General features: G+C 49.8%; 17 protein-coding genes. 11 read left to right on the top strand and 6 right to left on the bottom strand.

All coding sequences use genetic code 11. From position 1 onward, the window contains the following. Positions 1 to 26: 26 nt before the first annotated feature. The 3 genes from WH45_RS07830 to WH45_RS07820 all read right to left on the bottom strand — a co-directional run bounded on the left by WH45_RS07830 (position 27) and on the right by WH45_RS07820 (position 1,613). On the bottom strand, positions 27 to 491 hold the full coding sequence (locus WH45_RS07830) for a TM2 domain-containing protein (RefSeq protein ID WP_235338316.1): 465 nt from the start codon (positions 489 to 491) through the stop codon (positions 27 to 29). A 7-nt stretch (positions 492 to 498) separates the two neighbouring features. Further along, positions 499 to 846 (bottom strand): TM2 domain-containing protein, encoded by a 348-nt coding sequence (locus WH45_RS07825; protein WP_046213895.1) that lies wholly within the window; start codon positions 844 to 846, stop codon positions 499 to 501. 257 nt (positions 847 to 1,103) lie between these two features. Beyond that, positions 1,104 to 1,613 carry an antibiotic biosynthesis monooxygenase family protein gene (locus tag WH45_RS07820; protein WP_052723674.1) on the bottom strand — a complete coding sequence of 170 codons (510 nt, stop codon included), beginning with the start codon at positions 1,611 to 1,613 and terminating at the stop codon, positions 1,104 to 1,106. A 205-nt stretch (positions 1,614 to 1,818) separates the two neighbouring features. On the opposite strand from WH45_RS07820, the gene WH45_RS07815 reads away from it, so the two are divergent. From WH45_RS07815 to WH45_RS07785, 7 genes are all read left to right on the top strand, one after another. Next, positions 1,819 to 2,535: a lantibiotic protection ABC transporter ATP-binding protein gene (locus WH45_RS07815; RefSeq protein ID WP_046213829.1), complete on the top strand. Its 717-nt coding sequence runs from the start codon at positions 1,819 to 1,821 to the stop codon at positions 2,533 to 2,535. Beyond that, a complete protein-coding gene (locus tag WH45_RS07810; protein WP_046213828.1) occupies positions 2,532 to 3,284 on the top strand; it encodes a lantibiotic immunity ABC transporter MutE/EpiE family permease subunit in 753 nt (250 codons plus the stop codon). Before WH45_RS07815 ends, WH45_RS07810 begins: the two co-directional genes overlap by 4 nt. A 1-nt stretch (position 3,285) precedes the next feature. Continuing rightward, positions 3,286 to 4,056 (top strand): lantibiotic immunity ABC transporter MutG family permease subunit, encoded by a 771-nt coding sequence (locus WH45_RS07805; protein WP_052723673.1) that lies wholly within the window; start codon positions 3,286 to 3,288, stop codon positions 4,054 to 4,056. A gap of 41 nt (positions 4,057 to 4,097) precedes the next feature. Continuing rightward, positions 4,098 to 4,760 carry a response regulator transcription factor gene (locus tag WH45_RS07800; RefSeq protein ID WP_046213827.1) on the top strand — a complete coding sequence of 221 codons (663 nt, stop codon included), beginning with the start codon at positions 4,098 to 4,100 and terminating at the stop codon, positions 4,758 to 4,760. Next, entirely contained in the window at positions 4,751 to 6,160 is a 1,410-nt protein-coding gene (locus WH45_RS07795; RefSeq protein WP_046213826.1) for a sensor histidine kinase, read from the top strand. Before WH45_RS07800 ends, WH45_RS07795 begins: the two co-directional genes overlap by 10 nt. A 162-nt stretch (positions 6,161 to 6,322) precedes the next feature. Next, the gene (locus tag WH45_RS07790) at positions 6,323 to 7,522 is read left to right on the top strand and encodes a DUF418 domain-containing protein (RefSeq protein ID WP_046213825.1); all 1,200 of its coding nucleotides are present in this window, start codon (positions 6,323 to 6,325) and stop codon (positions 7,520 to 7,522) included. A 273-nt stretch (positions 7,523 to 7,795) separates the two neighbouring features. Next, the gene (locus WH45_RS07785; protein ID WP_046213824.1) at positions 7,796 to 9,043 is read left to right on the top strand and encodes a DUF445 domain-containing protein; all 1,248 of its coding nucleotides are present in this window, start codon (positions 7,796 to 7,798) and stop codon (positions 9,041 to 9,043) included. A 224-nt stretch (positions 9,044 to 9,267) separates the two neighbouring features. Here WH45_RS07785 and WH45_RS07780 read toward each other — a convergent pair whose 3' ends face one another. Next, complete coding sequence (locus WH45_RS07780) at positions 9,268 to 10,992, bottom strand: glycoside hydrolase family 13 protein (RefSeq protein WP_046213823.1); 1,725 nt, start codon at positions 10,990 to 10,992, stop codon at positions 9,268 to 9,270. A 289-nt stretch (positions 10,993 to 11,281) separates the two neighbouring features. After that, complete coding sequence (locus WH45_RS07775; protein ID WP_082096600.1) at positions 11,282 to 13,018, bottom strand: glycoside hydrolase family 13 protein; 1,737 nt, start codon at positions 13,016 to 13,018, stop codon at positions 11,282 to 11,284. A 232-nt stretch (positions 13,019 to 13,250) separates the two neighbouring features. Here WH45_RS07775 and WH45_RS07770 point away from each other — a divergent pair, with 232 nt between their 5' ends. From WH45_RS07770 to WH45_RS07760, 3 genes are all read left to right on the top strand, one after another. Then, a complete protein-coding gene (locus WH45_RS07770) occupies positions 13,251 to 14,204 on the top strand; it encodes a CorA family divalent cation transporter (protein ID WP_046213822.1) in 954 nt (317 codons plus the stop codon). A 429-nt stretch (positions 14,205 to 14,633) separates the two neighbouring features. Then, positions 14,634 to 17,360 carry a copper amine oxidase N-terminal domain-containing protein gene (locus WH45_RS07765; protein WP_052723672.1) on the top strand — a complete coding sequence of 909 codons (2,727 nt, stop codon included), beginning with the start codon at positions 14,634 to 14,636 and terminating at the stop codon, positions 17,358 to 17,360. A gap of 227 nt (positions 17,361 to 17,587) precedes the next feature. Continuing rightward, positions 17,588 to 18,568: an aldo/keto reductase gene (locus WH45_RS07760; protein WP_046213820.1), complete on the top strand. Its 981-nt coding sequence runs from the start codon at positions 17,588 to 17,590 to the stop codon at positions 18,566 to 18,568. A gap of 82 nt (positions 18,569 to 18,650) precedes the next feature. On the opposite strand, the gene WH45_RS07755 is transcribed toward WH45_RS07760, so the two are convergent. Further along, positions 18,651 to 19,766, bottom strand: a complete 1,116-nt coding sequence (locus WH45_RS07755) for a GGDEF domain-containing protein (RefSeq protein WP_046213819.1) — start codon at positions 19,764 to 19,766, stop codon at positions 18,651 to 18,653. Between the two features lie 152 nt (positions 19,767 to 19,918). Here WH45_RS07755 and WH45_RS07750 point away from each other — a divergent pair, with 152 nt between their 5' ends. After that, a complete protein-coding gene (locus tag WH45_RS07750; RefSeq protein WP_052723671.1) occupies positions 19,919 to 20,464 on the top strand; it encodes a DUF6985 domain-containing protein in 546 nt (181 codons plus the stop codon). Positions 20,465 to 20,565: the final 101 nt, after the last annotated feature.

Raw genomic sequence — 20,565 nt, 5'->3', positions numbered from 1 at the left:
GATCTTATTGCTATCGTGGCCAATTCTTAAGACTGCGGCGGCTGGTATCCTGTAGGCTGCACAGCCGGTGTAGGAGAAGCCATAGGTTCACGTGCTGGTGGAGGATTCTGTCTCAGCCACTCGATCTGTTGCATTACATCATGTTCAGCTTGCTGATTCCAGTCGCGTACCATACGCGGAATGAGGAACAGATCAATCACAATCCAGACAAACAAAGGAAAACCGGTTAGCAGTGTCAGACCAAGAAACAGTCCGCTTGCATCTTTATTGAACTCTGAAGTGAATACAAGGCCGAAATAAGCAGCCATCGCCAGTAAGAATAAAACAAGCTGGATAATTGCACTGACTGTGCGTCTCAGATAAAAACGGTGTATCCCCAGATGTCCGCCAATTAGCATCAGGTAGGATAATGCCAGAGATTTCTCCCTGGGCCGTAGTTCCGAGTTGAGCAGCATCAGTTCCTGCGGTGATAGTTCGTATCTTGTCAGCATATCGGAATCAGTAGTTGTAACTTGGCGGCGAGATTGGCTTTTGAATTAGAATCTGATCGATGATATTGCTCTCTACATAAGCATTGCGTTCTTTTACCCAGGTATGCAGCAAGAATGCATCCACAACCCACCATACGCCTGTTACGATCATGCCTACACCTGTCAGCGACAGAATCAACTGGGTTACCGCTGTTCCGATTTTACCCATGTAGAAACGGTGACCGCCAAAAATACCAAGGAAGTACCACAGTACATAGGCAACAACCATGTTTTTGCCGTACGTTTTTACTTCCGACTCGAGCAGCATCAGTTCGCGTGCGTCCAACTGACTTTTGCGCTGCATGTTATAACTCATTCCCATACGTAACCCCTCGATTTCTAAATGTAGTAGCGCCTTCCAATAACAATGACATTTTAACAACAATATGAAATATAATCTACCATCTTCTACGGGATGAGCTGGAATCAGGTTACAACAAATTTGTAAAAATCAACCTATATATATTTGTCTGGCCGCTGAAACGGAGCCGTTATTCATTTATATGGACGTAAAAAAACCAGAATCCAAAAGCAATACTTCTGCGGATTCTGGCAGGTAGGTTCAGTATTTAGTTAATTCTCGATTACATATGTCTTCACAAACGAAGGTCTTGGGAAAATGGAAGGCTGCTGCACATCAATGCCTTCTTCGGTATTCCGTTTGCGATGGGCGTGACTGTAGGCCTGCGATTCCTGCCAGGCAGTAAAGTTCTCCTCTGCATCCCAAAGCGTCAAAATCACATACGTATCATCATCCAGCGGACGCAGTACACGAATGCCGACAAAGCCCGGTTCGTCCTCCACTTTACGTGCCCGATTCATAAAGCGTGCTTCAAAAGCGGACCGTCCGTCAGCGGTCACCGGGATATTGTTGAGCACGGCATAACCGCCGCCAATAATGCCGCTGCTGTCGAGTATTTCATAGCGGAATGTATTTTCAGAAGGAATATCAACAGGCAGAATCTCGTCAATCTCCATTACATAGCGGGTCTCGCCATTATGGTGCATCTCCACCGCATTTGGCAGATGGGCAGCCTCGGGAAATTGATCATGAATATTGCGTGAGCTTAGATAAATGTACATCGAATCACCCTTCCACAGTTAATGACTGAATCCTGATAAAAACTTGATAATTCCAATGTAGCATAGATACCACCTTTACAGATCACTGTAAAACAAGCCTGTTATCTACATACCCGGCGATTATACAGGCTAACCGGGCATCTAACCAGAGCAGGCTTACCCAGATAAGACGGCATGATCATTCTAGTATAAAGGATTGGTGAATATGAATCATTATATGCTGGCTACCCGGCAGCTGACTCGCAAGTTCGGCCGGGAAACGGTAGTCCGGGATGTCTCCCTGAACGTTAAGTATGGCAGTGTGTACGGTCTGCTCGGCCCCAATGGCGCAGGCAAATCGACAACCCTCAAAATGCTGACCGGTCTGCTGACTCCAACTTCCGGAGAGATTCTCTTTGACGGACATCCATGGAGCCGCAGGGATCTGGCCCAGATCGGTGCGCTGATTGAATCACCGCCGCTGTACACGAATCTGACCGCCTACGAAAATCTGAAAGTGCAAAGCATTCTGCTGGGTCTTGAAGATACACGCATCCATGAAGTACTGGATATTGTGGATTTGAAAAACACCGGCCGCAAAAAAGCCGGCCAATTCTCGATGGGGATGAAACAGAGACTCGGCATCGCTATGGCTCTGCTCAACCATCCCCGGCTGCTTATTCTGGATGAACCGACCAATGGGCTGGACCCGATTGGTATCCAGGACCTGCGAGAACTGATTCGATCGTTCCCCCAGGCGGGCATCACCGTGATTTTATCCAGCCATATCCTGTCTGAAGTGGAGTTGATTGCAGACCATATCGGTATTATTAGCGACGGGCAGCTGGGATACCAGGGGGAGATTGATCCGGGACAGGATCTGGAGCAGTTATTTATGCAGGTGGTGCAGTCTGTCCGTATGAACAGGGAGGCGGTATTATGATCCGCTGCCTGCGCTCCGAACATCTCAAGTTCAGACGGTCCTTTTTACGTAAACTACTACTTCTTATTCCTGTGCTCAATCTGCTCGTTTCCTTTTTGATGAACCCGATTTATATAGTGACCAATACGTTCAACTGGTGGTCCATTTTCTTTATACCGTTAACGGCGGCGCTGTTATGCGGATTGTCCCACCAGAAGGAGCAGCGGGCAGTCAATTATAACCGGATTTTCTCGCTTCCGGTATCGCTGTCACGTATCTGGTATGGCAAGGTATTCGTGATCGCTATCTATATGCTGTTGATGCTGCTGGTTTTTGAAATGCTGTTATTCATTCTGCAGCTGATTTTTCCATCGGCTATCCGGTTGTCCCATACGCTGCTGGCGGTAGGGCTGCTGTGGATGGGAAGTTTATGGCAGATTCCATTTTGCCTCTGGCTGTCACGCAGATGGGGATGGATCGGTACATTGGTGGTCCATGTGATGGTGGGATTGGTGCTGGGTATCTATGCAGCACCGCTGGGTTGGTGGTGGCTCAATCCATGGAGCTGGTCGATCCGTATGATGTGTCCTGTGATCGGAGTGCATCCGAACGGTGTACCGTTGACTGCCGGTGATCCGCTATGGAATGCGGCGGTTATTCCTGCAGGACTGCTGCTTTCTGTAGGTTTTTTTCTGATTCTACTGCTATGGACCGGATCTGTTTTTGCCGGACAGGGGCGTACTGCTGCTGTACAACGGGAGGTGAGCTGAGATGGCTGCATTATGGCGCTGCCTGTATGCCGATTATTACAAATCCAGACATACCCCATTTCTGTGGATGCATATCGGTCTGCCGCTCGTATGGGCGATCGTCTATCTGCTGTATGTACACGGGCGTTCTCCGGTGCTGGTCAGCCTGTATACCGGCTATATGGAAATATTGGGTGTGGCTATGCCCCTGGTGTCCGGTATCATCTGCGGGATGGTAAGCATGCAGGAAGAGCAGGCCGGGCAGTTTCAGAATATGCTGGTGAGCAGCCCGGTCAAAGAGACGGCTTATCTGAGCAAGCTGCTGTTTGTATGGGGAAGCGGCAGCCTGGCGATTCTGCTGGCAGCTGTGCTGCTGGGAGTCGGTGCGACGTTTGTATTGAGGATGGAGCGGCTGCCTTATGATACTTTCCTATGGGGAGCCGTCTATCTATCGGTCAGCAGTGTTATATTCTATATAATCCATTTATGGGCCGGTTTTACATTCGGTATAGGGGCATGTATGATCATCGGAGGCGTGGGTACACTCGTTGCTGCACTGATGATTACGAGCGTTGGCGATGCGGTCTGGCACTACATCCCATGGGGATGGGGAGTGCGTATGGTGGACAGTACCGCACTGCTTCGACTAGGTACGCTCACCGGCGAGATGAGAACGTATGTGGAGGGTGATGTACAGATCGGCTGGTTATGGATCATCCTGTCCACCGCTGTCATAGGCATAATGAGCCTGATCTGGTTCCACAGCTGGCAGGGCAGCAGACATGCGGAATGAGAATCGCTGGATACTTCATTACAGTAGAGAGGAGGATTATCATGTTCAAAATACTGGCGATCGATGATGATCGTGATATTCTGGCGCTTATTCGCAATATTTTGCAGCGCGATCAGCATCTGGTCAGTGTGCGGGATCAAGCCCATCAGCTGACGGTAGAGGATGTGCAGGGATATGATCTGATACTGCTTGATGTGATGATGCCGCAGCTGGACGGGTTTGAATTTTGCCGGTTGATTCGCAGTGCCGTGGACTGTCCGATTCTTTTCCTCACGGCCCGCTCGGAAGAGGAAGCGATCGTGGAAGGGCTGCTGACCGGAGCGGATGACTATCTGACCAAGCCATTCGGCGTCAGGGAGCTAAGCGCCAGGGTGAATGCCCATCTGCGCCGGGAACGACGGGAGAAGCACCCCTCCCGGCAGCAGATCGGCAGCCTTGACTTTGATTTTGACATGAAGCAGATCTGGTTGGGGGAGAATCTTCTTCCTCTGACCAAAAATGAATATAAAATATGCGAGTATCTGGCGCGCAACCGGAATCGTGTATTTACGAGAGAAGAGATCTATGATGCGGTGTACGGTATGGATGGTCAGGCCCTGCATTCCACCATTACCGAATTCATCCGCTCGATCCGCAAAAAATGCAAAGAACACGATGTGATGCCGATTACCACAGTCTGGGGTGTAGGGTACCGATGGCAATAACTCGTCAGAAAAGAAAAACCACGCTGCGCCGTGAACTATTTAAATACCTGACTTCTCTGGGCAGCAGCGTCATTATTATTTTCGCCCTGTATATGCTGCTGACTTCGATGGCGATTCAGGCCGGTTGGGTGCTGCCGGCCAACTATAGCGAGCAGATGATCAGGCAGGAGCGGGACAGGCTGCAGACAGCAGATTCGATTAGTGCGGACATGCTCCCGATAGGCTCCAAATATGTAGTGTTGGACAAAAAAAGCCGTGCACCGCTGTATGGCAATATGGATGATGCAGAGATCCGGCTGGCTGTTCAGCTGGTCAGCGGACAGTCCTCTGCCTATTACAGACAGAAAGTGTATACGCTGATTGAGCGGGAAAATGATGACTGTGTGCTGCAGTCCGACTTGCGTGCACAGTTCCGTTCACCGTACCTGCGAACCCATTTCCCCAACTATGAGTTGACCGGCAATGTGCTGCTGGTCGTCGCCATACTGCTTGTTTGTTTTATCATTACTACGATCTTTGCCAACCGGCTCCGAAGCAGTCTCGGGGCGTTAACCCGGATTACGCATCATATTCAGAATCAGAATCTGGATTTTACAGAGAAGCCGCTTGGAATCAAGGAATTTGACGATGTGGCCCACTCGCTGATAGATATGAGGGAGGCCCTCAAGCAATCGCTGGAGACCCAGTGGAAGACGGAAAAAACCAAGCAGGAACAAATTGCCGCGCTTGCTCATGACATCAAGATTCCGGTCACGATTATCAAAGGCAATGCCGAGCTATTGTCACTATCGGAGCAGGATGAGGAGCAGCAGATGTATACACGTTATATTCTGAGTGCAGGCGACAAGATCGAGCAGCATATGCGTATGCTGATTATGATGTCCAGAGCAGAGAATATGCTGACTTTGAATAAAAAGGCAGTCTCGCTGGAGGAATGGATCGGGGAGCTGCTTGATGATACCGAAGCATATGCAGGCAGCAGGGATATCCGGGTACAGCAGCAGATCGACTGCTCCAAAGTGGCCGTTTACCTGGACCCGCAGCTGCTGCATCGGGCCCTGATGAATATTATTGCCAATGCACTGGATCATACTCCCGATGGCACCGGTATGGATCTCACGATTCACTATACAGGTCAGCAGCTCACCTTCACCATCACAGACAGCGGCCCCGGCTTTACCCGAGAAGCGCTGGAAAAGGCAACAGAGCTGTTCTACCGCGGCGACAAAAGCCGTACAACCAGCGGTCACTACGGTATGGGATTAACGTTTGCCGACTATGTAATCAAGCTGCACCAAGGTACACTGCAGCTGCAAAATGATCTGACAACCAAGGGCGGCAGAGTCATAGTGAGCCTGCCGGTGGACAGCACTAACGCGGATCATAGTATAGCGGATTAGGCAGTTAAGGCAGGGACTGCTTTTCTCTGCCAGTCAGGACGTATTGCTAACAGGAATGTACACAAGTGTAAGCAGCTAATATTTAGAAATGTTAAGCAAATAGAATTTGGTAAACCATTTATTTGTTGGTAATTACAACCATGTTAAGGAGTGTCTACCGAAATGTCTTCTTCACTGTTAAAGTCTGATCTACAAAAGCTTCATCTACATACCGGGCGTATTACTGCCCTCGACCAGCTCAGAGGGTTTGCGCTCTTGGCTATTTTTCTCGTTAATCTGAATCGGCTCGGCGGCATAAATAAGGATACCATGTTCTGGACTTACTCCAGTTTTTCATTGTCCGATCGTTTTTTTGAAGTGATTTACATTATTTTCGGCAATAGCTCACGTCCACTTTTTGCTTTCATGTTTGGTATCACAATGGTCATTATGTATGATCATGCAGTTCAGCGTCACATCAATCCCTATTTGATTTTATTCAGACGAATGTTGATTCTGCTGTTGATTGGAACAGCTCATTATGTATGGATATGGGATGGAGATATTTTGTTCATGTATGCTATGGACGGGTTGATGCTTTTGCTTTTTATATCCATGTCAGCCTGGCCACTGTTTTTGTTTGGATTGCTGGCCGTCTCCCTATCTCAACCTGCACCTGTACCTGTTTCTGTATTTGTGGATGGGATGGATATGGAACTGTGGACGTATTTTCCTTATCTTGCTGCAAAGAGCCCATGGTTTCTAAAACCGTTAATATGGCTGCATCCCGATTTTTCCTTCGAATTCGGCAATGCCATGCAGCATTTGAGTTTTTTCTTGTTCGGTATGTCGGCTTATCGTGCCAAATTATTTCATTTCAGACATGGTATTCTCACCGGGATCATCGGTGTGTCCTTATTAATTATCGGAATATGGGGAAAGTATCAAATATTCAGTCCATATAATTTCGAGTGGTTAAACCTCTCTCTTTTCTGGGAATTCTCGGTTTCGATTGGTTTTGTATTCATCTTCCTGTTTCTTTCTTCTTCGGGCAGATTATCCTGGATGGTCCAACCTTTTGCCTGGATTGGTCGAATGAGCCTGACGAATTATTTGCTGCAATCGGTAGTGTTCTCTTCCATTTTCGTGGGAGGAAGTATGGCTTTGCTGGGAAAAATTTCTTTTGTCCCCCCAATTCCGTTCGCGGCACTGGTTCCAATCGGACTTTTCTTTTTTGCGCTTCAGATTGGGCTCAGCAAGCTGTGGCTGCAGCATTTTGCATATGGTCCTGTCGAATGGCTCTGGCGCGCCGGAACCTACTGGAATATTCCGCAGATGCGCAGACGCAGGAGCGAAACAGCGGATTCGAGACCGCATACTTAAAAAGATAATTGGACAACCGAATGATTCGTACAAAATATGCGCAGAAATTAGTCGTTTTACTTTTTTTGGGTTACACTTTAATTATGATATAAAGTGACAAATAGTCGGAGAAGATATCGAATGACCTGTCATGCATTTTTGCATTCAAATGGGGTCTCGATAGGCTGGCATGCAAGTGCTGAATGATATGCTATACTAAATAAACCGATTAGAGAACACGGTATTGGAAGTAATAAATCCATGTTCCGGATGAAGCACTGAAGGAGGAAATCTATGAATTCCAGATATTTGGCGGGGATCTCGCTGGCAATCATGGCGGTTGGATTTATTATCACGCTGTTTTTGCCGGATACCCTGCTGGTCAAGATTATTCAGGGAGGCTTTGAGGCGGGACTCGTCGGGGGGATTGCGGACTGGTTCGCGGTTACCGCATTGTTCCGTCATCCGCTCGGTCTGCCTATTCCGCATACATCCTTACTGACCCGTAACCGGGACAAAATTATCCGTTCGCTGATCTCAGCGATGGAGAATGAGCTGTTGAACAAAGAAAGTATTGAAGCCAAGCTTCGTCATTTCAAATTGTTCCCTTTTGCCGTCTCTGCAATTACACGCCAATTGGGTAAAAAAACGATCCGGCGCGAGCTGATTGATCTGGTCATTCCGCCGATCAGCCGTATTCCGCTGGAGCCGGTATCCCGGTTTATTGCGACGGGTCTGGCCGATTATGCCCAGAAAGCAGATCTGCAGGCGGCAGGCAACAAAGTACTCACCCATGCGCTGACTGAGCGATACGATGAGAAAGCGCTGGATCATATCCTGAAGCAGGTACATGAATGGGCGCTACGTCCGGCGAGCCGCGACAAGCTGGGCGAGATCGCCAGCGAACAGCTCGAGAATATTAATCTGGGCGGACTCAAAGGATTTGCTTTCCAGGCGTTTGCCGGTATGATGAATGCCGAGAGCCTGGGCGGAATTCTGCAAAATATTTTGCTGTCTACCGTCAGCAATCTGCAGCAGGAAGACAGCGAATACCGGGAGTCCATTTTGCGCGAAGTGCGTGTGCAGATGTTCCAGGTGGTAGATGAAGAGAACAACTGGGACCGCATCAAGGATTGGACGCGGGCTACACTTGAAGGCGATGCAGCCAACGTATTCATGATGGAACGTCTGGAAGAGCTGCGCGGCATGATCGTCGGTATGCTGGAACGGGAACGCGACAGCGGTGGACGCCATCTGTTTATCATGTACCGCTCGATTATCCGTGATCTGAGCAAGGACCAGGAGAAGATCGATGCCTGGGAAGAACGTCTGCTGCAGGGAATTATCAGTGTCGTTGGACGCAACCATTACCGTCTCGGCCAGCTGGTCAAAGAAAATCTCGATCAGATGGACAACGATACACTGGTGCATATGCTGGAAGAGAAAGTCGGCAACGATCTGCAGTGGATTCGCGTCAATGGCGCGATCTGTGGATTTATCGTCGGTCTGATTCTGACCATTGTGCAGCTGCTGGTGGCATAACGGCAGGTTTTGTACTCATTACACATTCAAGCATCGAAGACTATTCGCATTCGTCGATACCAAAAGGCACTCCATCTCATCATGGAGTGCCTTTTTTGTGCCATTTATTTATATCATCAAAAGGAATCTCGTCTTATTTATTCACAAATAGGGCTATTTACAAATACAGATCTGCTCCACGGCTGTCCAGCCTCGCGTCAGTGTATTTAGTGTATATTGTCGCTTCACTTCGACGAGTGCTTTTGGGAGAACAGCAGCGCTTCGTAAGGCTGCAGCTGCACCTGCTTGCCGGACAGAATAGCTGACGGGTCGGCGCCCCGGTCCGGATGGGTGTGCAGCATCAGTTCGGCATTGGCCAGCGAATCGGCATCCGGCAGCCGGAAGTCGGCCGGGGAAGAGGAGAAGTTCAGCACGATCAGCCAGCGGTCTTCTTTGCCTGCACGGGTATAGGCGTAGATCTGCTCATCCTCCGGCAGAATGTCTTCATAATTGCCATACACCAGCGTCTTGTGCTGTTTGCGGATACGGATGATCTCCCGGTAAAAGTTCAGGATGGAATCCGGATCATCCTGCTGCTGCCGGACGTTAATCTCCCGCGTATTCGGATTAACCGGCATCCAGGGCTCGCCGGTAGAGAAGCCGCCATTTGGTCCATCTTCCCACTGCACCGGCGTACGGGCATGGTCTCTGGACTTGGTGTAGATACGCTGCATGATCTCCTGCTCGTCGTCACCATGTTCTTCAACCCTTTGCCGGTAATAGATTTTGGCCTGCTGCTCAGTAAAGTCGTCGATCGTCCGCAGATGCTGCGCATTGGTCATGCCAATCTCGTCACCCTGGTAAATGTAGGGCGTGCCCTGCATGGTCATGAGGAACATGGCCAGCAGTTTGGCCGATTCCTTGTGATACTTATCGGCATCGCCCAGATAAGAGACGAGCCGGGCGTGGTCATGGCTGCTCAGATAGACGCCGATCCATCCTTTGCCATACAGATTGCGGTTCCAGTCGCCCATGATTTTTTTGAGATCCTGCAGCGTCCATGGCTGGTACTGCCACAGATCATTGGTGACGGTATCGATTTTGGAAGCTTCCATCATCAATACCATATCCAGTTCCTGGCGGTCGGGGTGGGTATACAGCGCAGCTTCATCGGTACCGATCCCCGAAGGCTCACCGGCTGTGAAGATGGAATAATGGGCAAATACATCCTCATACAGCTCATGCAAATACTCATGCACCCGCGGCCCTTCCTTGAAGTACTGCTCGGCGTTAGCCTGCCGCCGCTCGGTATCATCCGTATTCGGGAAACGGGTATCCTTGGAGATACTGTTCACCGCATCGATCTGGTAGCCGTCAATGCCTAGCTTAAGCCAGTGATGCATGATGTCCTTCATCTCCTGGCGTACTCTCGGGTTCTCCCAGTTCAGATCCGGTTCTTTCTTGTGATAGGAATGCAGGTAGTACTGCTTGGTGGTCTCATCGTATTCCCACATCGATTCACCCAGATAGGAGATCCAGTTGCTCGGCGGCCCGCCATCCGGCGCCGGATCGCGCCAGAAGTAGTAATCCCGGTATGGACTATCTACCGAGGAGCGGGATTCGAGGAACCATGGATGTTCATCCGAAGTATGGTTGATGATCATATCCATAATCATTTTCATATCCCGCTTATGGACCTCGTGAATGAGCTGCTTCAGGTCGTCCAGTGTGCCAAAGACCGGATCAATGCTGTAAAAATCCTTGATGTCATAACTGTAATCCGCATTGGGGGAAGGGTGGACCGGCGAGATCCATACCACATCAACCCCCAGTTCCTTGAGGTAATCCAGTCTGGAGATCACGCCCGGGATATCGCCAATGCCGTCTCCATTGCTGTCCTGAAAGCTGCGAAGGTATACTTCGTACACGATACTCTCTTTCCAGTATTCCGGATTAATCACTGTGTTCATATGAGTTCTCCTATTCATCAGAAGTAATAAGATCTTGTTAGGCAAGGCAAGTACTTATTAATACATAACCGGGCTCGTACTGGATTATACAGGGATTCAGGAAAATAATGGATTGAATACCAGGTTAAAATCACTGTGGCTCGGCAACACACTGATAGCTTCCCCGTCAGAACTGCAGTGCGTATTGAACACAGCAAAGAACCTGCCATTGCCGGAGCAAGCAGGTTCTATACATATGATTTTTGGTACATTTTCTGCAAAGACATGGCTGTGGTTTCCCCGATTCCGATTAGTTATCCAAAATGGACAGACCGCGGAATACGAGCGACTCATACGGATGCAGGGTAACCGTACGGTTGGCTCTCGCATCCTCGGCAGCCTGCCGGGAATGATCGCCATGTGTGCTGATAATCAGCTCGGCGTTCTCCAGTCTGCCAGACAGCTGCTCGGTAAGCTCCAGCTTCGCCTCCGAACGGGAGAAGTTCAGGATGATCATCCAGTGCTCATCATTCCACTCTCGGGTATAGGCGAAGATCTGCTTGTGATCGGAAATAATACATTCGTACTTGCCGTACATCAGCGCAGAGCTTTCCTTGCGAATATGAATCAGCTTGCGGTACAGATGGAAGATAGAGTCCGGATTGTCCTGCTCTGCCTTCACATTGATCTCTGCTGCATTGGAGTTCACCGGCATCCACGGCTGATGAGCGGAGAAGCCTGCATATTCGCTGTCATCCCACTGCATCGGCGTCCGGGCATTGTCACGGGCTTTGGCCCGGATTCGCTTCATGATGACTTCCGGATCTTCGTCGTATTGTTCGATCATCTTCTTGTAATACATCCGGGCTTGCTGTTCGGTCACGTCCTCGATACTGTGCAGATGCTCCGCATTGGTCATGCCAATCTCGTCTCCCTGGTAGATGTGCGGCGTACCGCGCAGAGTGAGCAGGAAAATGCCCAGCATTTTGGCGGATTCCTCACGATATTGCCCTTCGTCGCCCAGATAGGAGACGAGACGTGGGTGATCGTGGTTGCTCAGGTAGATGCCCATCCACCCTTCGCCGTACAGATCCTTTTGCCATTTGGCGATGATTTCCTTGAGCTCATGCAGCTCCCATGGTTTGCTTTTCCACATATCCTGCGGATCATCGCATATTTTGGACGCTTCAATCATCAGAATAATATTCAGTTCCTCCCGGGCAGGGTTGGTATAGGCTTTGACATCATCAAGGGTGACGTCGGATGCTTCACCCGTAGTGAAGATATCGTAGTGCGAGAATACTTCTTTATACATCTCATTCAGATACTCGTGAATATGAGGACCATTTTTATAAAATTCCGCGGAATTGGCCTGCATCTTGCCGGTATCTGTCGCGTCAGGGAAGCTGGTATCCTTGGAAATGGCATTGACCGCATCGATTCGGTATCCGTCGATGCCCAGATCGAGCCAGTAGCGCATCGCCTTGTGCATCTCCTGCCGAACCTTGGGGTTATCCCAGTTCAGATCAGGCTGCTTGACCCCGTAGGAATGTAGGTAATACTGACTGGTCTGTTCATCCAGCTGCCACATGGAATCCCCGAGAAAGGAAGTCCAGTTATTCGGCGGACCGCCGTCAGGTGCCGGATCACGCCAGAAATAATAATCCCGGTACGGATTGTCCCGGGAAGAACGGGATTCCTGGAACCAGGGATGATCGTCCGAGGTATGATTAATGACCAGATCCATGATCAGTCGCATATCCCGCTGGTGCACTTCATGCAGCAGCTGCTTCCAGTCGTCCAGCGTGCCGTATTCCGGGTTGATATCATAATAGTCCGTAATATCGTAACCATAATCCGCGTTGCTGGTCGGGTAGACCGGAGTCAGCCAGAGAATATCGATGCCCAGATCGTGAAGATAATCCAGCCGGGAAATGATGCCCTGAATATCGCCGATACCATCACCACTGCTATCCATAAAGCTGCGCGGATAAATTTCGTAAATTACACTTTCTTTCCAGAATTCCGGTTTCATGATTTTCTTCATAACAGTTCTCCTGTTCCAACGCAAGAATGATTTCTATATTTATAAGGGACAAAATCTCGATTGTGTAATATAGGATTGTAGACAACGTCTATAATACATACCCGCATAGTGCTTACAGAAATCCCGCAACTGGGAAAAGATAAGTGAAAAAACGTGCACCACCCTGGTCAGTCACTTGCTGTCGGTTCGGGGTAATAGAATAGGGAGAGTTACAGGGAAGGGGAACGCTATCATGATACAAGCTGAAGTCATTCCATCTGAACAAGGGTGGAAGTGGTACCGTCTGGAGGATAGCAGTCATTTGATTGAACATCCCGCTTTTGACGAACGTATCCGGAAATGGGCATCCGACAGTCTGATGTGCCGTCACAATCACATTTCGACCAGTTCGCATATGGAGGGCACTCGCATGATGAGCGGTACGCTGACAGCCAAATTAACGGACGAGCCTCATGACAGCTGGCTGCTTCATTATTATATTTCCGGTGACAAGTTGGTGACGGTAGGCGATACGAGCTGGCTGGTGCATCAGGTGGAGCCGCAGGAATGGGAAGCATATATTGGCGGGATGCCCAGACCGGTAGAGGGATTTTTATTTATTATGAATTCCTTTATCAGGGCATTGTTCGCACGGATGGATGAGATCGAGGTGGATCTGATCGATATTGAAGAACGGATGCGAAGAAGCAACGGCAGCCGCCTGCTGCGTGAAATTATCGATCTGCGCAATCAGCTGACCCGCTGGAATCTGCATACTGTGGCTCTGCGGGAGATAGAGTACGGTGTGGAAGAGACGTTTCCCGAGATTATTGACCACTCGGAGACTTACCGGATTCTGCGCATCTATCTCAAGCGCATCCGGATGCTCCAGCAAAATTACGAGCATGAGATTGATACCCTGCTGAAGGTCGATGATAATATTGCCAATTACCGCTCCAATACGATTATGAAGACACTGACCGTGTTCACCGTGCTGTTGACACCGATGACGGCTCTCGGCGCCATCTGGGGCATGAACTTCAAAAATATGCCCGAGCTGGACTGGCAGTGGGGATATGCAGGTGCGCTGGGTCTAATTTTCGGACTTACGCTGGTTACTTATCTGTGGCTGCGCAGTACCGGTCTGACCGGCGATATTCTCAATATGGATATGAGCCGTGAGCAGAACAAGGACCTGCGCAAATAAATCGTTTTACTACCCGGCAGGACTGCTTTTTGGAGAGGAGCCGGTGCAGCTGTCTCAGACGCTTTTTGCCAAGGCGTCCTGTTGGCATGCTCATTTTCCAAATTCCATCTGGGCTGTAAACAATTGCATTGCTTGTTCCGATAATGAATAAATTGTTGCCATTTGTAACATTTATCGAGTTGTTCAGTCATTTGTTAGATGGTAACGTACATATAGTCTGGGCAGACATACAGGAATAATTTCCAGAATCCAGGCGATACAATGTTGGGAGTCTTAAGTTACAGGACATCATGGATGAGACAAAAATGGTAACCCGTACCTAATAAAAAGATAAACGGGAGAGTAACTTTATCCGCACAGGGGCTGTCTAATATATAGGCAGGGATAATGGGACAAGTACAGTTAATCAGGGGACAAGGGGATGACAAAGTGAAAAAGCAAATCAGTTCAGCGCTGTTGGCAGCAGCATTAGTAGTCAGTGGAGGCGTACATACACCTTCTGCAGATGCAGCAGCACCTATCAAGATTACCGTGAATGGGGTTCCGCTGGTCACCGACCAGGCACCGGTAATGTCCGGCTCTCGGACCATGGTACCACTGCGAGGCGTTTTTGAAGCACTGAATGCCAAAGTACTGTGGAAGCAAAGCACCAAAACCGTCACAGCAGTCAAAGGCGCAACCACCGTTGTGCTGCCGGTAGGCTCCACCCGTGCGACGATCAATGACAAATTGACCGCCATGGATGTACCGGCCAAAGTCATCAAAGGAAGAGTTATGGTACCGCTGCGTTTTGTGACTGAAGCAATGGGCAGTAAAGTCGGCTGGAATAAAGCCACGCAGACCGTAAGCATTACCACCAATACACCGACCAAAACCACACCGGTAACGCCTGCTCCATCGACAGGCTCCGTATCGCCGGTGTCCTATGTGAATGCCAGCGTAATTGGACAGCAGGGCAACGGCAGCGATCTGCAGATTGCTTTCCCGGCTTCTGCGAGCGTATCCGCTGTTAGCCAGTATCGTATTCTGGTCGTCAAATCTACCAATATGAATTCGTTCAGTCTGGCGTCCGCACAGGCGGTGCCTGCAGCCAACTATCAGGTTGTACCCAAAGGCAGCAGCAATTATACCATTACACTGCTTCCGCAATCACGGGATACAGACGGCGCGCTGATCCAGAAAAATGTCGGCTATCGTGTCTATGTACTCGCGGTCGGCAACCCGGGCTATACGAGTGCGCTGACCATGGCACAGACTGTAACCAATCTGGGCAGCACCGTATCCGCATCCGCGACGCCGGGCGATGTGAAAGCGAGCGATGTAGCGGATAACGGAGACGGACGCGATCTGTCCGTATCATTCAGCAAAGTATCGGACGAGAGCAAAGTGTCTTCCTATCGCATCTTTGTCGTTCCTTCCAGCAGTGCAAGCAGCTTCAACGTATCCGAAGCAGGCAAAGTAAACAGCGACAACTATACCAGTGTGAGCAAGGATGGTTCCAACCATACCGTACGCCTGAAGTCCACCGCACGGGATACCAATGGCAAGTTACTGACAGAAGGTGTCTCTTATACCGTATTTGTTACAGCAGTGAGCAGTAGTGGAGATACACTCGGTCTGTCCGCAGCTTCCGGTTCACTGACACTGGGCAAAGGGGTGGATGCACCGTCCATTACCAAAGTATCCGATGTGGGCAACAATGGCGATGCACGCGATCTTCAGGTCTCTTTTGACAAAATTGCCAATGAATCGAGAATCAGCGGCTATCGTGTGTTCGTCGTGCGCAGTACCAATTCCGGCGACTTTGATCTGGAAAAAGCAAGTGCGCTGAATTCCAACCGGTATATGGATGTATCCAAAACTGGCAGCGACCGCGAAGTCACCCTGTCCGCTTCGCTCAAGGACAATAACGGCGACAATATCAAAAATGATGTCTCTTACCGTGTATTCGTGATGTCCAGAGGAACAGGCTCCTACAGCAATTCCCTGTCTTCCGCTTCTTCGACCATCACCCTCTCATCCAGCAGCAAAACCGTAGGCAGCACCAACGGTGTAAGTGCCAGTGATGTGAGTGATTATGGAGACGGACGCGATCTTCAGGTATCCTTTAACAAAGCAGGCGACGAGAATCTGGTCAGCCAGTATCGTATTCTGGTCGTCAAAGCAGGCGATTCCAGCAACTTTACCCTGACCAAGGCTCAGAAAGTATCCAGCTCCAACTATACTTCGGTTAGCAAAAACGGCTCCAACCGTACTGCTGTACTCTCTTCCGGATCACGTGATGTGGATGGCGATCTGATCAAAAACGGAGTCGGCTACCGTGTATTCGTACTGAGCGTCGGCTCGGGCGATGCCTCGGATTCGTATTCCCTGTCCTCTGCATCCAGCACCATCACACTGGGAGGCAGCACGGCAGCCTCTGTAGTGAACAACGTGACTACAAGCAACAGTGGAGCGAACAGCAACCCGTCCGATGTGACCGTAAGCTTCACGCCTGCCAATGATACCGGCATTTCCGAATACCGGATGATCGTGGTGCGCAATGATCAGAGCAGCGGATTTAACCTGAGCACGGCCAATTCCGTGTCTTCATCCAACTATACACGTATTGCCAAGACTGCTTCCAAAGTGACCCAGGCTCTGCCTGTCGGTACAAAGGACTATAACGGCAATGCCATCGACAAAAATGTAAGCTATCGCGTCTTTGTGTTGACTGTGGCGGACGGTTCCGTACGTTCAGCGAACGCCCTGTCCGGAGCTTCCAACGAGTTTGTGATCGCCAACAAAACCGTAACGGCACCGACCAATGTAAATGCAGCGGCTGACAATAATGCAGGCGCGATCCGTGTAACCTTTACCCGTCCGTCCGACAGCTCGGCGATTGGTTCCTATTCGATTATGCTGGTGCCATCTGCCAATGCGGACAGCTTTACCCTGGCGGATGCCAACCGTCTGAGCGGTTCCCGTTATCAGACCGTTACCGGCTCTACGTACAGTGAATGGGCATTCTCGACAGCCAACGTCGATGTGAATGGCGCGTCCATTCGTCCGGGCGTAGCTTACAAAGCGTTCGTGCTGTCCGTAGCCAACGGACGTGATGCTACTGTTAACGCATTATCCGCGGCTTCCCGTGAAGCACAGCTGAATATCCAGTAATCCGGCAGATCACCTTTCTGCCCCTTCCAAAAGCCCTTTCCGGTTCAACAGCCGGGAGGGGCTTTTGTGGTTTTGAGCCGGATATGCCGGGACTGCCTCTAAGCAGCTTGCTGCCAAAAGTCAGGCTGCCTGTGTTTTTGCGAATTTGACGGATACCGGGGCAAAAGGGGTAAGATGAGAGAGAACAATCCTATCCTATGCCGGAAATGGCGGAAAGAGGCAATATAATGGACTATATGAAGCTTGGACGTACAGGGCTGGATGTATCCCGGATTTGCCTGGGATGTATGAGCTACGGAATTCCAGATCGGGGGCCTCACCCTTGGACGCTGGATGAGGAAGAGAGCCGCCCGTTTATCCGGCAGGCACTGGAAGCTGGCATTAACTTTTTTGATACCGCCAATGTCTACTCGGACGGAACGAGTGAAGAGATTGTGGGACGGGCGCTTCAGGATTTTGCCCATCGTGATGAAATTGTTATCGCCACCAAAGTACATGGTAAAATGCGCCCCGGCCCGAATGGCGGCGGATTATCCCGCAAAGTGATCATGACGGAGATCGACAACAGCCTGAAGCGGCTCGGTACAGACTATGTGGATCTGTATCAGATTCATCGCTGGGACCCGAATACACCTATCGAAGAGACGCTGGAAGCGCTGAACGATGTGGTCCGTGCAGGCAAGGCACGTTATATCGGTGCTTCCTCGATGTATGCGTGGCAGTTTATGAAGGCGCTGGATATTTCCAAAGCCAACGGTTGGGCTTCCTTTGTGTCCATGCAGAACTATGTCAATCTGCTGTACCGGGAAGAGGAACGGGAGATGCTGCCGCTCTGTCAGTCCGAGGGAATCGGCGTGATCCCATGGAGCCCGCTGGCCCGCGGCCGACTGACACGTGACTGGGAAGCGGAGACCGCTCGTTCCGAGAGCGATACATTTGGACAGGGACTCTACGCCAATACGGCCGATGCCGACCGCCAGGTCGTGGAGCGTGTGGCACAGATCGCCCAGCAGCGCGGCATTCCGCGTGCACAGGTCGCGCTGGCCTGGGTACTGCAAAAAGAACCGGTCACCGCCCCGATCGTCGGTGCGACCAAGCTGAATCATCTGGAGGATGCCGTAGCCGCGCTGGACGTGAAGCTGACCGAAGAAGAGATTCGCCAGCTGGAAGAACCATATGTACCTCATCCGGTAGTAGGTTTTCAATAAGGAAGCAGACAGCATATCACTGTAAATAACAAAAGCACGGCAGATGGTCTATCCGTCCGCCGTGCTTTTGTTATTCAGGAGTCTATGCGATGCTGCGTGCAGTGATCGTTTTGTTTTTGCCGGTGCGCTTGGCTTGATACAGATAATGGTCCACCTGCTCAAACAGCTGCTCCTTGGTCAGTCCGGGTTCACAGCTGTGCAGTCCCACGCTGACGGTAACCGCCTGATTGTTAAGTTCCTTCCAGCGCAGTCCGGATAGATGACTGCGGATATTTTCGACAAGCTGGTATGCTTCATCGAAATTTTTGTCCAGAATCAGCAAAGCGAACTCTTCTCCGCCATATCGTGCGGCAATATCGCTGGAGGAGACATACTGCTGGATGACCTGCGATACAATGCCCAGTACCATATCACCGACACGGTGTCCGTACGTATCGTTGATCTGCTTGAAATTATCGATATCCAGCAGCGCCAGATGCAGCGGCGTCCCCTGATTGGCATATTTGAAGGCCGTATCATAATAATCCCGAAATGAAATCTGATTGTACAAGTTGGTCAATCCGTCAGTTTTGGAGAGTTTGCTCATGATGGCATTGCGGACGATCAGTTCCTGTTTGGCCTGCATGGTAGTCTGCAGATCAGCCATTAGCTCACGGCCGCTAACCAGAATGATATGAGCGATGAGAGTACCTGCCAGAATAAAAGAAGGAGTAGCGACAGCGTCAAAGGAGGATAGGAAATCACGGAAGTGTGCGTCACTCAAATATAGAGTTACAAACGTTATCATTTGCAGGACGGAAGAAAACCAGAGCAGGCGTTTTCTGAAAAAAATGACGGAAGAGAGTATCGGCATCAGACAGAGCGCCGGAATAATACGGATATCATAATTGAGATAAATGATAACCCACGTAATAAACGTGCTCGTAATCGACATGGCATAAAATACAAGATGCGGCTGCTGCCTGTGAATCCACTGCGTCCAGAGAATCATCCCGCTCATCAGTATAATGGGAATCAGCAGCGTATCAATATAGAACTCATACCAGCTTATTGGGTAATACAGAAATAGAAAAGATACTAACTGGGAGATCGTATGAACGGAGACGACGAGCCAATAGGAATGGATGAACTTGCGGATCCATTTGGATTGCTTGCCCAGCTGCTCCGGATCATCATGGGGAAGCTCTAAAAATTTCATAACATCACCAAACTGCCTGTTCAGATGTAGATTGCACGTTAACTTAATTATTATAGATCATTATTCCGGCAGATTAAAAGGCAAGCATTACCAGTCAGTCACCAAATAAAACAGCGAATTTTAACATTCGCCACAAAAAGGAGATTATTGATATGAAGCCATCATGGTATGAAGAACTGGAATTGGATGACTACCCGTACGACGTATCGGAAGAGGTTATTCTGTCCGGCGAATTTCCGGTATCTTTTGCGGGAAAAGAGCCTGCTCTGGTACAGGTGGAGTTTGTGCTTGCGCCGGAGAGTGAGGAACAGATTGACGAGATTACCGAACCGACGACCCGGCAAAAGGAAATCTGGGAGACTTATCTGCAGCAGCAGGAAAATATTCATACGGAGATCCTCCAGGCGATCCATACCTACTATATGAAGATAGAGGATCAATATCGTCAGGCTTATGCCGGTCAGCAGGCCGGAGGAGAACCGCTGGAGCTGGAATCCATCGTCCCTCATGTCACCCGGCCGCAGGAGCTGCTGGATTATATTGAACTGAACGGCTGCCTGATCCAGAGCGCACCGGGGGTGGGCGAAATGTATCTGAATTTTCATTGTACATGGGATACAGAGCACGGACTCGGGGTTAAATTGAGTGACTGGCATCCTTCCTATATAGGCGGTGCCTACACGCTCTATGATCTATAAAAATATGGCGGATCTCGTTTCACTTTTGACTGGAGTGTTAAATATACAGGGATGAACGAATAAGGGAACCGGCTGTCACTTCGATTCGCAATAACGTACTG

This window comes from Paenibacillus wulumuqiensis (assembly GCF_000971965.1).
Lineage (GTDB): Bacteria > Bacillota > Bacilli > Paenibacillales > Paenibacillaceae > Saccharibacillus > Saccharibacillus wulumuqiensis.
The sequence above is the reverse complement of the archived record's forward strand: the minus strand, read 5'-3'. Positions and strand labels throughout refer to the sequence as shown.